Here is a 14,904-nt window from a genome sequence, read left to right on the forward strand (position 1 = left end):
ATGCAAGCATTACTTTGGATTGCTGTTTTTGTAATTACTTTTTTAGTGATGGAATTTTTGGCCTGGGCTACACATAAATACGTGATGCACGGCTTTTTGTGGGTACTGCACCGGGATCACCATCACAAGGACCACGGTTCCTGGTGGGAGCGAAACGACTTCTTCTTTATTTTTTACGCACTGGTAAGTATAGGTTGTTTCCTGCTCTGGCAATATGAAAATGTTTGGATAGGTTTACCTATTGGTCTGGGTATATTCGCTTATGGAATAACCTATTTTATGGTGCATGATATCTTCATTCACCAGCGCTTTAAGCTTTTTAGAAATGCCAACAACTGGTATGCAAAAGGCATTCGCAGAGCGCATAAAATACACCACAAACATCTGGGTAAAGATGAAGGAGAGTGTTTCGGAATGCTCGTTCCGCCGCTCAAATATTTTAAAAAATAAATGAGCTTCCTCACGGCTTCCTGGAAAAACCTTTGTTTTGCTAATTACGCAATCGATCCCGCTATTCTGGAGCCCTACCTCCCACCTCATACAGAGCTTGACTTTTTTGAAGGCAAATGTTATGTGAGTCTTGTGGGCTTTTTGTTTGATGAAGTTAAACTCAAAGGTATTCCTATTCCCTTTCACCGCAGTTTTGAAGAAATTAATCTTCGGTTTTATGTACGTTACAAAGACGGAAACAACTGGAAGCGCGGTACTGTTTTCATTTCTGAAATTGTAAACAAACCGGCCATCGCCTGGGTTGCTAATACTTTGTATAACGAAAAGTACAGTGTTTATAAAATGCATTACAAGCACGATCTTACCAAAGATGAAAACTTCTTCAGTTACGGTATTCACCTGGAAGATCACTGGAATCTGATACAGGTCGCGACAGCTCCTGAACCAAAAACTTACGATCCAAACGGCATCACTGCATTTATTACAGAGCATTTTTGGGGGTACAGCAAAAAATCAGACACCCAAAGCTGGGAGTATGAAGTAAAACATCCGCTTTGGAAAAGCTATGACATTCTGGATTACGAGATCGTTTTTGACTTCGGAAAATTCTACGGGGAAGCATTTGATGAACTTTCTACGCGTGAACCCGACAGTATTCAGTGTATGGATGGTTCAGCCATAAGTATAGAAGGGAAAAAACTTCTTAAAGGATAATAACGGTAAACCGATAATCAAGCGGATCTAACGCATCGAACAACTTTGGAAGCAAATCTGCCCCATATTCTGCATAAAACTCCGAAAAATTAAACACCCGTTCCTGTAAATTCTGAGCCGGAAAGAGTTCGTTTTGAATCAGCGTAAAACGCTGTACGTGATCGCTTAATTTTCGCTTTTGTGCTTTCAGCAGCCGTTTCTCCAGATTATCAAGACCTTTTAATTGCTTTACTTCCTGTGCTTTTACAGCTCCTAAAAAGGATATATCGGTTTGTTCGGCCAGTTCGTATAATGCCTCAAACTGCTTTACCAAATGTTGTTTTTGAGGCGAAAAATCAATGTCAATATTTGAAATCTTACGGATTTTTCGATTGACCAGATCATTTTGACTTAGGAACAACTCGTTTAAACTTATATCCAGTTTTTCGAGTTTTTCCTTTTGCTTTTCGGTAATTAACAAGGCTGAATTACGTAACATCAGCATAGGAAATGGAACTTCAACCGCATCAAAAAAGCTTTTGAGCTCCAGCCAGTAAGCTATTTCTCCTCCACCGCCTATGTACGCCAGATTCGGCAAAATCACTTCCTGATAAAGCGGTCGCATAATCACGTTGGGACTGAAGGCTTCCGGCGTAGTCTGTAGTTTTTCTAAAAGCTCAGCTTCCGAAAACTGAAGCTCGGTATCTTTTACAAAATAGCTTCCGTCTTGCTTAATGATACGTTCGCGAAGACCTTCCGCCAGGTAAAATAAATTGATTTCCCGGGCATTCACCTGTACCGAATACCCGTTTTCCTCTAATTTTTCAGCCTGAGCAGATACCAGGTCAAAGGCTTTCTGCTCCAGCAATTCCTGCTTCATATAGGGCGCAAAAACCGCTTTTAAATCGCGATCGTTTCCATCTACAATCACCAGACCGTATTCGCCAAAAAGCCGGTGCGCTAAAAATCGTGTCGCATCTGCCAGATTATCTGTTTTTAAATAAGCCGTCTCAAAAAGCTGAGCCAGTTCCTGAGCGATGCGTGTGGTTCCCAGTTCTGCCTGCAAACGCTCGTAAACAGCTGCAAGGCCTTCATTGTCTAGCGCGCCAACCGCACCTTTATCATTATCTGTGATATCCTCGCGGTTCCATTGTATCTTCTTACCGTGAAGTCTGAAGTAATTGATTTCGTCAAAATCATGGTCTTCGGTCGCCATCCAATACACCGGCAAAAAATTCGAATCAGGGTAAGTTTCTTTTAGCTTTCGCGAAAGCGTAATGGTGCTGATAATTTTATACAGAAAATAAAGCGGTCCGGTGAACAGATTGAGCTGATGCCCGGTCGTGACGGTATAGGTATTGGGCAAGGCCAAAAGATCAAGCGCCTCCTGAGTTTCAGCCGTCTGCTCAAACCCTGCATATTGATTTCGCAAAGCGGAAACCAAAACCTTACGGTTTTCATCAGAAAATTTCTTTTGTTCGATCTGAGCTTTAAAATTTTCCAGCGTAGGGAACTGTCCATAAAATCCCGAAAGATTCTCTTCCTGATTCAAATAATCACAAATAAGCTTTGAAAAATAACCGGTGTCTGAATAGGGAATTTTATGCGTGGACATGTACTGTTTTTTACAGGGTAAAATAATACGAATAGGGAGTTAACAGCCCCAAATTTACGTTAATTCGCACAGATGACTTCGCTCTAATTTTAGTAGTTTTAAAGCTTCTAAAATACAACGCAGATGATTCGATCTTTTTTCCTCCTGTTCACCTTAACGTGCACGATTCTTTCGGCACAAAACCTTCAAAGTCCGTCTGAATTTTTAGGCTATGAGATTGGCACCGAGTTTACCCGTCACGCCAATGTTGTTTCCTATTTTAAGCACGTAGCAGAGCAGTCTGACTGGGTTACTTATCAGGAATATGGAAAAACAAACGAACGCAGACCTCTTACCTATGCCGTGATTTCAACACCTGAAAATCTGGCCAATCTGGAGACCATTCGCACCAATCAGTTGAAAAATGCCGGTTTAGAAAGTGGCTCCGCCAGTCCAGACAAGGCCGTAGTCTGGCTTAGTTATAATGTACACGGTAATGAGGCCAGTAGTACCGAGGCTTCGATGCTTACCCTTTATGACCTGATCACCTCCAAAAAAGAATGGCTAAAAAACACCGTCGTAATTATAGATCCCTGTGTCAACCCGGATGGAAGAGATCGTTACGCAAATTGGTACAATCAGGTTAGGGCCAGCCCTTACGATACCAACCCTGATGCGATTGAGCACAACGAGCCGTGGCCCGGTGGTCGTCCCAATCATTATTTATTTGACCTCAACCGCGATTGGGCCTGGGCGACACAGGTAGAAACCCGTCAGCGCCTTAAAGTTTACAATCAGTGGATGCCGCATATTCACGTGGATTTTCACGAACAGGGTATTAACCAGCCGTATTATTTTGCACCTGCTGCAGAACCTTTTCACGATATCATAACTCCGTTTCAACGGGACTTTCAAACTCAAATAGGTGCCAACCATGCCAAATATTTTGATAAAAATGGTTGGTTATTTTTTACCCGGGAGCGTTTTGACCTGCTGTATCCCAGCTACGGCGATACCTACCCTACCTACACGGGTGCGATTGGAATGACCTACGAACAGGCCGGTAATGGCGGTGCGGGTCTGGGTATTAAAACATCAGATGGCGAAGTACTCACCCTGGTAGATCGTGTGCAGCATCATTTTACTACCGGAATTTCAACTGTGGAAATCGCCTCACAAAATGCAGAAAAACTGAATACGGAATTCAAAAAATACTTTAGTGCTCCTGATGTGGCGTACAAAAGCTTTACCCTTAGCGGTGAGGCAGATCATTTACAGGCTTTAGCCGATTTGTTTGACATTCACGGAATCAAGTATCAATTTACCGGAAAAGGCAAAACCAGTGGTTACAATTACACCTCTCAGAAAAACGAAAGCCTGTCTTACGACCGGGCTCTTGTGGTCAATACAGACCAGCCAAAAGGAAAACTGGTTCACGTATTGCTTGAACCTGAAGCCGCACTTTCGACTCCCTTAACCTATGATATTACTGCCTGGAGCTTGCCTTACGCTTATGGACTTAATGCGGTTGCAAGCAGTTCTGCCGGCTCATCTACTGCAGATTCAGCAGTAAATGCAGTGTCCAATACCGTAAATACCAATGCCGCAGGCTATATAAGCAAATGGAACAGTATGCAGGATGCACGTTTCTTGGCCGCTTTGTTGAAAGAAAACATCAAAGTACGTTTTAGCGAAAAAGCTTTTCGCCTTGAGAATAAAGACTACCCGGCAGGAAGCCTGGTGATTACGCGAAGCGACAATATGAATCATTCAGCATTTGATCAGAAACTGGTTGAGATCGCTAATCAATTTGAACGAAGCTTAACGCCATCTTCAACCAGTTTTGCCAGCGCGGGGCCGGACTTTGGTTCTCCAGATATTAAACTCATCAATAAAGCCAAAATCGCGATGCTCACCGGCGAGCAGACAAGTTCGTTAAGCTACGGTGCTACCTGGCATTTCTTTGAGCAACAATTAAACTACCCGGTGACTTCAATTCGCGCAGATGAATTAAGCCGCGTCAATCTAAATGATTACGATGTGCTGGTAATGCCTGACGGAAGGTATTCGCTTTCAGATGATACTTTAGACGAAATTAAAAGCTGGGTTCGCTCCGGTGGAAATGTGGTTGCCATACGCGGAGCACTTAGAGCTTTTGCAGACCAGGACGGTTTCAGTCTTAAAAGAGCTGAGGATTCTGAAGAACATGCGGAAGATTCAATCGCTTCGAAACTGATTCCGTATAAAGATCGCGAAATGCAAAGCTCAAAAGATCTTATAAGCGGAAGCATTTTTGAAACTCAGGTGGACAACTCGCATCCATTGGCTTTTGGTTATGACGACACTTACTACAGTTTAAAAATTGGAGATCAGGCTTATCAATTACTCGATGCCGGTTATAATGTGGCCTATCTGGGTGAAAACCCTAAAAATGTTTCAGGTTTTGCAGGTGCCGACGCCCTTGCCGGTTTAAAAAACTCCCTGATTTTTGGTCAGGAACCTATGGGACGCGGGAGCCTGATTTATCTGGCCGATGATCCGTTATTCCGAGCCTTTTGGGAAAATGGAAAACTCTTTTTTGTAAACGCCCTGTTCATTGCTAATCCTTCATCGTATAGAAATTAATTTGCTGTGAATTTCATAGAACTCAAAATACTTGAAAGTACAATCCTGCTTGTCGTACTGCTTTTGGTGCGCTATGCAGTATCTAAACTCATTGTAAAACGCTATCTGCGCGCAAATTTTGATATCACCCGCAAGCAGATTACCATAAAAATACTCAACATCATCTTTTTTGTGGTTCTGGGTTTTTCTCTGGCAATGATCTGGGGTCTGGATGGTAATGAGATTATCGCGGGTATTGGCTCTATTTTGACTATTTTAGGCGTTGCCTTTTTTGCACAATGGTCCTTGTTGAGCAATATCACTTCGGGACTTATACTCTTTTTCAATCATCCGCTAAAAATTGGGGATTATGTGGAAATTGTAGATAAGGACTTTCCGATGGCCGGTCGTGTAGAAAATATTACCCTCTTCTTTTTACACCTGCGGAATAAAGACAATCACGTCTATACACTTGCCAATACCATAGTAGCTCAGAAAACCATGCGCATTATGAAGCCCGAAGAATTTTTTGAAGAAAACCCCACCGAAGACGAGGACGATGGGGATGCCAACCGTTCTCAAATAGAAGATTAACACACTTACACCTTTATGATGATCCAGAAAATTAGCGTTCTGTTACTTGCTATCTGTGCTTTTACAGCCTGCAAAACCGAAACAAAAACCGAAGAAGTCCAGTCTGACTTTGAAGTATCCTATGAAGAATACACCTTAGATAACGGGCTTACGGTGATTCTGCATCAGGACACCTCAGATCCTGTGGCAGCAGTCGCACTTACGGCGCACGTGGGCTCTGCCCGTGAGAAAGAAGGGCGTACCGGTTTTGCTCATCTCTTTGAGCACCTTCTGTTTTTAGAATCTGAAAACCTGGGTAAAGGCGGTCTTGATAAACTGAGCGCCCGTGTAGGTGGCAGCGGAGCTAATGGTTCGACCAACCGGGATCGTACCAATTACTTTCAGACCGTGCCCAGCGATGCGCTGGAGAAGATGATTTGGGCCGAAGCGGATAAGCTGGGCTATTTCATAAATACGGTAACTGAACCGGTTTTGGCTAAAGAAAAGCAAGTGGTTAAGAACGAAAAGCGTCAGAGCTACGATAACCGTCCTTACGGGCACGAGCGCTATGTGATTCATAAAAATCTGTATCCGAAGGATCATCCTTACAACTGGCAGGTGATTGGTTCGCTTGAAGATTTACAAAACGCGACCCTGGCCGATGTGAAAGAATTCTACAACCGCTGGTATGTGCCCAATAATGTAACGCTGAGCATTGCAGGAGATTTTGACCCCGCTCAGGTTAAAGAATGGGTTCAAAAGTATTTTGGCGAAATCCCTCGTGGCGAAGAAGTTACGCCGCTCGAAAAACGTATTCCAACTTTAGAGACTACTAAAAGTCTTTTTTACGAAGACAATTTCGCTCGCCTGCCACAGCTTACGATGACCTGGCCGGCTCCTGCAGAATATACGCCCCATTCGTACGCGCTGAGCGTACTTACAACCTATCTCTCTGAAGGGAAGAAAGCACCGCTTAACAGCATCCTTGTTGATACGCTTCAGCTTGCAACCAACCCGTTTATGCGCTATTCCGGTTCTGAACTGGCCGGGGAAGTCAGTCTTAGCGTACGTGCAAATGCCGGCGTTGATCTCGATTCCGTAAAAACCGGGATTGAGCAGGCTTTTGCACTGTTTGAAGCAAACGGAATCAGCGAGCGCGATCTGGAGCGCATCAAAGCCACACAGGAAACCCGCTTTTTCAATAGCCTGAGCAGTGTTTTAGGCAAAGGGTTTCAACTGGCGCAATACCAGATTTTCGCCGGAAGCCCGGGCTACATCAATCAGGATATTAAAGAAATACACGCGGTTACTGCGGCTGACGTAAAGGCAGCCTACGATACCTACATCAAAGGCAAAAATTATGTAGTAACCAGTTTTGTGCCCAAAGGCGAAGCTGTTCTGGCTCTCGAAGGAGCAGAGCCGGCTGAAGTTGTGGAAGAGCAAATCGTAAACGGTGCCGAAGAAAGCTTTGATCCATCCCTAACTGCCGAATACGAGCGTACTTCTTCCTCATTTGACCGCAGCGTTGAACCACCTTACGGCAAATCACCTGAGGTTAAAGTTCCGGAAGTCTGGTCGCAACAACTAGAAAACGGAATGCAGGTTTATGGCATTCTCAGTGATGAAGTGCCTCTGGTAAATTTTGAATTTAAAATGCAAGGCGGTTTGCTCCTGGAGCCCGAAAATAAAAACGGAGTTGCCAATCTTACCGCAGGATTAATGACCAAAGGTACCGCAACCAAAACCACAGCCGAGCTTGAGGAAGCTTTAGATTTGCTGGGTGCTTCGGTTTACGTATATGCCGGCTCTGAAAGCATCACGTTACGCGGAACTACTCTGGCCCGCAATTTTGATCAGACGATGGCTTTAGTCTCTGAAATGCTTTTACAACCACGCTGGGATGCTTCAGAATTTGAACTTCAGAAAAAAGAAGTGCTCACCCGCATTCAACAGCAAAAAGCAGATCCCGGTAGTATTGCCGATCTCGCTTTCGCGAAAGCCATATACGGAAAGGACCATGTGTTGGCCAAAAACATTCTGGGCACCACGCAATCTGTTGAAGGCCTTCAGCTTAAAGATTTAAAGAACTACTACGAAAATCTGGTTCCTAATCTCACCGATGTGCAACTCGTAGGGGCATTAAATGAAGCTGCTGCCCTTTCGGCATTAGAACCACTTGTAACCAATTGGTCTCGTAAGGAAATAAACATTCCCGCTCCAAAGTTTGATAAAACGCCTGAAAAACCGGTTGTTTATTTTCTGGACGTGCCTGATGCCAAGCAGTCTCAATTGCGATTTGGTTATATAGCCCTTGCCGCTTCAAACCCTGATTATTTACCGGCAACGATGATGAATTACCGTCTGGGTGGTGGTGGTTTTGCCAGTGAGCTTACCCAAATGCTGCGCGAAACCAAAGGCTATACCTATGGTATTCGTTCCCGTTTTGAGGGTTCTGCCCTGCCCGGTCCCTTCATGGTGACCAGCGGAGTCCGCAGCAATGTAACTGCAGAAAGTACGCAGCTTGTACGTGATATTATGAGCAGCTATGCGACTGATTTTGACGAGGAAGATCTCGAACTCACCAAAGGCTATTTCTTGAAAAGTGAGGCCCGTGGTTTTGAAACCCCCGGCGCCAAACTAAATTATCTGGGCGAAATCGCTACGTTCAACTACAAGCCAGACTATATCCTAAAACAACAGGAAACGATGAAAACTATCACGCTTGATAAAATCAAGTCGCTGGCAACAGCCTACGCCGACCCTGATAAGATGATTTATGTAATCGTAGGGGATGCCAAAACTCAGCTTCAAAAAGTGAAAGATCTGGGTCTTGACGTGCAACTCGTAACAGAAAATCTCGAACCTCAGCAAGCTTTGAAAAAATAAGGTCGAGAAGTTTCGCTATTTGAAAACTATTAGTGTAGTTTTATAACTATACTAATAGTTTTTATTTTTATGAGGTTTTTCATACTTGTATTTGGGCTTTGGTTTTCGCTTTCGGGCTACGCCCAAAATAAACTAACGGGTTACGTTTATAGCGCTCAGGATACTACCGCACTGGCAGATGTTTCCATTTATTTTGACGGAACCACTTTAGGTACGATTACCAATAGGGACGGCCATTACTCGATTGCTATACAGCCGGGAGTAAAGAGTGCGCTGGTTATTAGTATGCTGGGCTACAATCCGGTCTACATAAATAACTATCAAAATAGCGGTGAACTTCCTGATGTTTACTTAACAGAAAGCACCGAGCAATTAGACGAAGTCTTTCTGGAAACCGATCCCTGGTCGCGGGAACATAAAATGCGGGAATTTAAACGGGAGTTTTTAGGCCGAACCCAGGCATCTCAGCAAGTTAAAATCCTCAATGAAGAAGTTATAAAACTGCATTACAGCGCTTCCAAAAACAGACTGGTTGTCTGGGCCAACAAACCTATTAAGATCGAAAATAAATACCTGGGTTATATTATTGATTATGAATTAGGGGATTTTTATGCCGATTACGAAAAGAGCCTGACCTCTGATTTGAATCTGGTATATATGGTTTATTACGAGGGTACCAGCTTTTTTAGGGAACTTAAATCTAAAGTACCGCGACGTTTTAAAAAGAACCGCGATAAAGCCTTTGAAGGTTCGACTCTTCACTTTATGCGCTCATTGGGAACTCAAAAGCTTCGGGAAAACGGTTTCCGCATTTTTTATAAAAGTTTTGAGGTACCACCTTATAAATACTTCAACTTACAGGAGGGAGAAGAAAATATGCACGTGGAGCAAACAGCAGACAAGCTTTCGATTCTTTTTGAAAATGATGAGCAGTCTACTATAACTGCTAAAAGGCCGTTTCAGATTGATAAATTTGGCAATCACTTTCCACCTTCTGCAATAATCATTGGCGGAGATATGGGGATACGACGAATTGCTACGATGCTTCCGCTAAATTATAAGCTGTAGATTCATCGTGAAGAAAGTCCTCTTTAAAAAATTTAAGATCCTTTTCCTTAAAATAATCGAGATCAAACATTTCACCAGAACCTAAACCTGCGTTGATGGTCAGGCTTTTATCGGTAAGTTTAATTGATTTAATTGCTTTCTTGTCAAAAACAATCGGTTTTTGCTCAGGTGCTTTTAATATCAGCTTTTTAGAATTCCACTTAATTACAGAAAATAATCGCTTATTGTAGAGTTGGTAGCCCAGTACGATCAGCATAACTATACCAAAAACCAGATACGACCAATTTAGGACAGAGCCAGAATCAAACACATATTCAATACTTCCCAAAATCAAATACAAACAGCCAAAAATCAATAAGTAGTTGCGTTGCTTTTTATGCAGTTTAGAAGTAATTGTGTTCATAATAATGGTTTGTACTTCTAAAATAACCAATTATTTGGTTACAGGCTCGGCGTACAAATCAAAATCTTCAGCGTCTGTAATTTTAACCCGGGTATATTCTCCGGTTTTCAAATAATGTTTCGTGGCGTCTATCAGAACTTCGTTGTCCACATCCGGTGAGTCAAATTCGGTTCTACCCACAAAATAGTTTCCTTCTTTACGGTCAATCACAATGCGAAACTCCTTCCCAATTTTTTCCTGATTCAATTCCCAGCTGATCTGCGACTGCAACGCCATAATCTCGTTGGCACGCTCCATCTTTACGTCTTCCGGAACATCGTCTTCCAGATTATACGCGTGGGTATTTTCTTCATGCGAATAGGTAAAACAACCCAAACGCTCAAAACGCATTTCTTTAACCCAATCACGCAATAGCTCAAAATCTTCCTGAGTTTCACCCGGATAGCCCACAATCAAGGTTGTACGTATCGCCATTTGCGGTACTTTCTCCCGAAAGGTTTTCAATAAAGCGTTGGTTTTTTCGTAGGTAGTCCCTCGACGCATCGACTTCAGCAATTTGGTTGAAATATGCTGTAACGGAATGTCAATATAATTACAAACCTTTGGTTCTTCGAGCATCACATCAAGCACATCCATCGGGAAGCCGGTAGGAAACGCGTAATGCAAACGAATCCACTCAATGCCTTCCACCTTTACCAACTCGCGCAAAAGCTTGCCAAGTGCCCGCTGCTTGTACAAATCAAGCCCGTAGTAGGTAAGATCCTGAGCGATTAGAATAAGTTCCTTAATTCCGTTTGCAGCTAGCTTTTCGGCTTCGATAACCAGATTTTCAATAGGCGTACTTTTATGCCCCCCACGCATCAATGGGATTGCACAAAACGAGCAGGGACGGTCACAACCTTCAGCAATCTTTAAATACGCGTAATTTTTTGGCGTAGTCGTTAAGCGTTCGCCAATGAGTTCGTGCTTGTAATCTGCACCTAAAGCCTTCAGTAATCCCGGAAGTTCGGTAGTACCAAAATATTGATCTACATTAGGGATTTCCTTTTGCAAATCGGGTTTATAACGTTCAGAAAGGCAACCCGTAACAAAAACCTTATCAACCAGGCCGTCATCTTTCTTTTGTACGTATTCCAGAATGGTATTCACCGATTCTTCTTTCGCGTTAGCGATAAAACCACAGGTATTAATTACCACAACATTCCCTTCTTCCTCGTGCGCAACCTCTTTATTGTTGGCACGCAGCTGGCCCATCAACACTTCACTGTCATAAACGTTCTTTGAGCAACCCAGGGTTACCACGTTTATTTTGTTCTTCTTAAGGGTTTTAGTACGCATAAGGCTCTTTATTTCGGGGCGCAAAGATACGGTAAATTCGTCAATCTATAAGCTCCTAACCAAGGTATCTGCATGCCCGGAATAAGTCGATTTTTTGTTCTATTTTAAAAAGTGACCATTCTGATTAAACCATTTTATGTGTAATTTGGTCAAAGCCGTAAATCCCTGTTTATGAAGACTCTTTTATATCTTTTTGCTGCGCTTTTGGTTTGCTCCTGTTCTTCGGGCTCTGATGATGCCGAAGGTCCCGCCCCTGATGAAAACCTGTACTTTCCACCATTGACCGGTTCATCCTGGGAGACGGTAAGCCCCGCCGAATTGGGATGGAATACTGCAGCATTGAATGATCTGGATACTTTTCTTACAGACACCAATACCGAAGCCTTTATCATTTTAGAAAACGGAAAAATAGCTTTTGAAGCCTATTACAACGGAAAAACTGCGACAGATTTCTTTCCCTGGAATTCTGCCGGAAAAACCCTGACAGCTTTTACGGTAGGGCTGGCTGAACAAAAGGGATTGTTAGAGCTTGATGACAAAACCACCGATTATCTGGGCAGAGGCTGGACCTCTATGACCCCGGCTCAGGAAGATGCGATTACCATAAAAAACCAACTTACGATGACTTCGGGTGGGGACTTCACGAGGGGGGACATTCATTGCTATGACCCGGAATGCCTGTACTATCGCGCAGCTCCGGGAACCGAATGGTACTATTACAATGCGTATTACACCCTGCTTCAGCCCGTACTTGATGCCGCAGCTCCAAATGGTTTTGAGGCTTTTTTTAAAGCAGAGCTGAAAGACCGAATAGGTATGGACGGTCGCTGGGTAAGTCTGGGCTACAATAATGTATATTTTAGTACAGCCCGTGGGATGGCGCGCTTTGGACTTCTCAATTTAAATAAAGGAACCTGGGGCGAAAACAAGCTGCTGAATACCGACTACTGGGATGCGATGACCAATACGTCACAGTCGCTTAACCCGGCTTACGGATATCTTTGGTGGCTAAATGGAAAAAGCAGTTTCAAACTTCCCAGCCTTACAGAAAGCTTTACCGGGAAATTAATTCCCAATGCTCCGGATGATCTCATTGCCGGTCTGGGGGCCAACGATAAAAAGCTCTACGTAATTCCCAGTCAAAACCGGGTTATTGTACGCCTGGGTCCCGCAGCTGATGCCGACGACCTGGGACCTACGACTTTTGATAATGAGTTGTGGGGGTTGTTGAAGGAGGTTTTTAAATGAAATTTGAGACTATTGCTAAATTCATTTCTGCTATTTGTTAGTACTGCCCTATGACCTCATTTTTTTGCGGATTATTAACCGAATATTCAACGAGCAATTGATCACCAACGTGTTTATAGCCATATCCAAAACCTGCTTTTACACGATCCTGATACAAGCTATCTTCCACCTTATATTCGTAAATTAGTAATTGCAATACACGACCTTTAATTCCGTAAGTTGGTTTGATTTCTACGATTGTTGCCCTTACCTCATTGGTTTTTTCAAATAGAAAAAAACTGGGCAGCTTAAAATCATTAGCCATAAAATAAACTCCCACAATAAAAAATATTAAACCAAAACCCCAGGGATTGATTTTTATATCATTGAATGATTTAGAATTAAACTTACTCATCAAAATCTCCCGGAGTCTTTCGCTTTTGCGAAATGCTTTCATAGGCATAAGCCAACTGAAGCAAGAGTTCTTCTGATAAGGTTGGTGCGATAAAGGTAAGTCCCATCGGCTGATTGGTTTCAGAATAGCCCATAGGCACCGTAATTGCCGGATATTTGGCTACTGCCGCGTAACCTGCCATATAATTATTGATAGACAATACTGCATCCAGGTCATTCGCTTTCATGGGTTCATCAAAAAACTGCCTTCCGTTGCGTTCTAAGGTGTCTTTAATTGCGGTGAATTCTTCAGCAGAAGTCGAATCTGCAAGCACGCCGTACAACAAACCCTGACCGTAAGGCACGCGAACTAAGGAATCCTTTTTATTGTAAGCCGTGATGTCATTTAGATCTTTCACTGCAAGATCTTTGGCTCCATACGCAGCTATATAAGCCGGTAGATCTTTTTGCATATCGAGATTGAGTACGCGTAAAAACTGCGGAAGACCAATCTCAGGACGCTCCAGTTCTACCAAGGTAGCACCGGCATCCCGTAATGCCGCAACCGCTTGAATATATAAGGTATCCTCGTAACTTTTATAATACCCAAGGCGTTTACCTTTCAGGAATTCTTTGGCATCCAAATCTTTTAAAGACTTTACATAATCAGTTTTTGTTGCTGCCAGTTTAACCGCCTTCTCGTCTTCGGGATCGAGCCCCGTCATCGCCTGCAACAAAATTGCATTGTCAATTACCGAGCGTGTCATTGGGCCCGGTGTGTCGAGCGTACTCGAGATAGGCACGATACCGCCGCGGGAAAGCAAACCAATCGTAGGTTTAAGCCCGACAACCGAATTAGCACTGGACGGTGACAAAATAGATCCGCTGGTTTCTGATCCTACCGCAGCAACGGCAAAGTTGGCTGCCATTGAAACTCCGCTCCCCGAACTGGAACCGCCGGTATCATGAATTTTACGACCGTAGGGGTTTAAGGTTTGTCCGCCAACAGCCGAATAGCCGCTGGGGCAATCGTTACAAAAGAAATAAGCCCACTCGCTTAGATTGGCTTTTCCTAGAATCAGGGCTCCCTGTTCGTTTAGTTTTTGGGTTATAAATGCATCACCCGTATTGTTATTCTCAAATACTACTGCACCGGCCGTGGTTGGCATACCGGCGGCATTGATATTATCCTTAAGCAAAACAGGCATTCCGTAGATGGAATATCGATCTACAGACTCCTTACCTGCTTGGTCCAATTCCCGTGCTTCATCCAAAACTTTGGGATTTAAGGCAATAACGGAGTTTAGCGACAGCTCGTTATTTCGGTCGTATTTTTTAATTCGGCTTAAATAAAAAAGAACCAGTTCTTCGTAGGTAAGTTTACCCGTTGCAACAGCCTCCTGAATTTCGGGTATGGTTTTTTCGAAAGCAAGTGCTTTTACTTTTTTATAATCAGCTTCCGAAAATTTTTCCAATGCATCTTGAAATGGTGCCCAGAGCGCTTCGGTATTTAGAACTTTAGAATCGAGCACGACATACTCGCGTTCTTTGACGGTGGTGTCTTTTACAGTTTCTGTAGATTCTTCAACTTTTGATGCAGATTGATTTTCTTTACACGAAAGGACAGCTAGAGCTGTGAAAAGAAGTACTAGTTTTTTCATAGTATGAAGTAAAT

The 14,904-nt window shown here is 43.2% G+C and carries 12 protein-coding genes; 7 read left to right on the plus strand and 5 right to left on the minus strand.

The window, feature by feature from the left end; translation table 11 throughout:
- Together CJ305_RS06280 and CJ305_RS06285 are read left to right on the plus strand one after the other, a co-directional pair.
- Window positions 1-450: a sterol desaturase family protein gene (locus tag CJ305_RS06280; protein ID WP_099645387.1), complete on the plus strand. Its 450-nt coding sequence runs from the start codon at window positions 1-3 to the stop codon at window positions 448-450.
- Window positions 451-1,164, plus strand: a complete 714-nt coding sequence (locus CJ305_RS06285) for a YqjF family protein (RefSeq protein ID WP_099645388.1) — start codon at window positions 451-453, stop codon at window positions 1,162-1,164.
- Here the strand turns inward: CJ305_RS06285 and bshC are convergent.
- The gene (gene bshC / locus CJ305_RS06290; protein WP_099645389.1) at window positions 1,154-2,758 is read right to left on the minus strand and encodes a bacillithiol biosynthesis cysteine-adding enzyme BshC; all 1,605 of its coding nucleotides are present in this window, start codon (window positions 2,756-2,758) and stop codon (window positions 1,154-1,156) included. The genes CJ305_RS06285 and bshC overlap by 11 nt on opposite strands.
- Window positions 2,759-2,881: 123 nt before the next feature.
- Here bshC and CJ305_RS06295 point away from each other — a divergent pair, with 123 nt between their 5' ends.
- The 4 genes from CJ305_RS06295 to CJ305_RS06310 all read left to right on the plus strand — a co-directional run bounded on the left by CJ305_RS06295 (window position 2,882) and on the right by CJ305_RS06310 (window position 9,868).
- Window positions 2,882-5,362, plus strand: coding sequence for a M14 family zinc carboxypeptidase (locus CJ305_RS06295; protein ID WP_099645390.1), 2,481 nt, complete (start codon window positions 2,882-2,884; stop codon window positions 5,360-5,362).
- A 6-nt stretch (window positions 5,363-5,368) separates the two neighbouring features.
- The gene (locus CJ305_RS06300) at window positions 5,369-5,935 is read left to right on the plus strand and encodes a mechanosensitive ion channel domain-containing protein (protein ID WP_099645391.1); all 567 of its coding nucleotides are present in this window, start codon (window positions 5,369-5,371) and stop codon (window positions 5,933-5,935) included.
- A 15-nt stretch (window positions 5,936-5,950) separates the two neighbouring features.
- Window positions 5,951-8,800, plus strand: a complete 2,850-nt coding sequence (locus tag CJ305_RS06305) for a M16 family metallopeptidase (protein WP_394340044.1) — start codon at window positions 5,951-5,953, stop codon at window positions 8,798-8,800.
- 69 nt (window positions 8,801-8,869) lie between these two features.
- Window positions 8,870-9,868: a carboxypeptidase-like regulatory domain-containing protein gene (locus tag CJ305_RS06310; protein WP_099645392.1), complete on the plus strand. Its 999-nt coding sequence runs from the start codon at window positions 8,870-8,872 to the stop codon at window positions 9,866-9,868.
- Here the strand turns inward: CJ305_RS06310 and CJ305_RS06315 are convergent.
- Together CJ305_RS06315 and rimO are read right to left on the minus strand one after the other, a co-directional pair.
- Window positions 9,837-10,271: a hypothetical protein gene (locus CJ305_RS06315; protein ID WP_143469353.1), complete on the minus strand. Its 435-nt coding sequence runs from the start codon at window positions 10,269-10,271 to the stop codon at window positions 9,837-9,839. The genes CJ305_RS06310 and CJ305_RS06315 overlap by 32 nt on opposite strands.
- Window positions 10,272-10,301: 30 nt before the next feature.
- Window positions 10,302-11,609, minus strand: coding sequence for a 30S ribosomal protein S12 methylthiotransferase RimO (gene rimO / locus CJ305_RS06320; protein ID WP_099645394.1), 1,308 nt, complete (start codon window positions 11,607-11,609; stop codon window positions 10,302-10,304).
- A 171-nt stretch (window positions 11,610-11,780) separates the two neighbouring features.
- Between rimO and CJ305_RS06325 the strand changes: the two genes are divergently transcribed.
- On the plus strand, window positions 11,781-12,857 hold the full coding sequence (locus CJ305_RS06325; RefSeq protein ID WP_099645395.1) for a serine hydrolase domain-containing protein: 1,077 nt from the start codon (window positions 11,781-11,783) through the stop codon (window positions 12,855-12,857).
- A gap of 37 nt (window positions 12,858-12,894) precedes the next feature.
- On the opposite strand, the gene CJ305_RS06330 is transcribed toward CJ305_RS06325, so the two are convergent.
- Window positions 12,895-13,251, minus strand: a complete 357-nt coding sequence (locus CJ305_RS06330; RefSeq protein WP_099645396.1) for a hypothetical protein — start codon at window positions 13,249-13,251, stop codon at window positions 12,895-12,897.
- Window positions 13,244-14,890: an amidase family protein gene (locus CJ305_RS06335; protein WP_099645397.1), complete on the minus strand. Its 1,647-nt coding sequence runs from the start codon at window positions 14,888-14,890 to the stop codon at window positions 13,244-13,246. Before CJ305_RS06335 ends, CJ305_RS06330 begins: the two co-directional genes overlap by 8 nt.
- Window positions 14,891-14,904: the final 14 nt, after the last annotated feature.

This window comes from Leeuwenhoekiella nanhaiensis (genome assembly GCF_002744755.1).
Taxonomy (GTDB): domain Bacteria; phylum Bacteroidota; class Bacteroidia; order Flavobacteriales; family Flavobacteriaceae; genus Leeuwenhoekiella; species Leeuwenhoekiella nanhaiensis.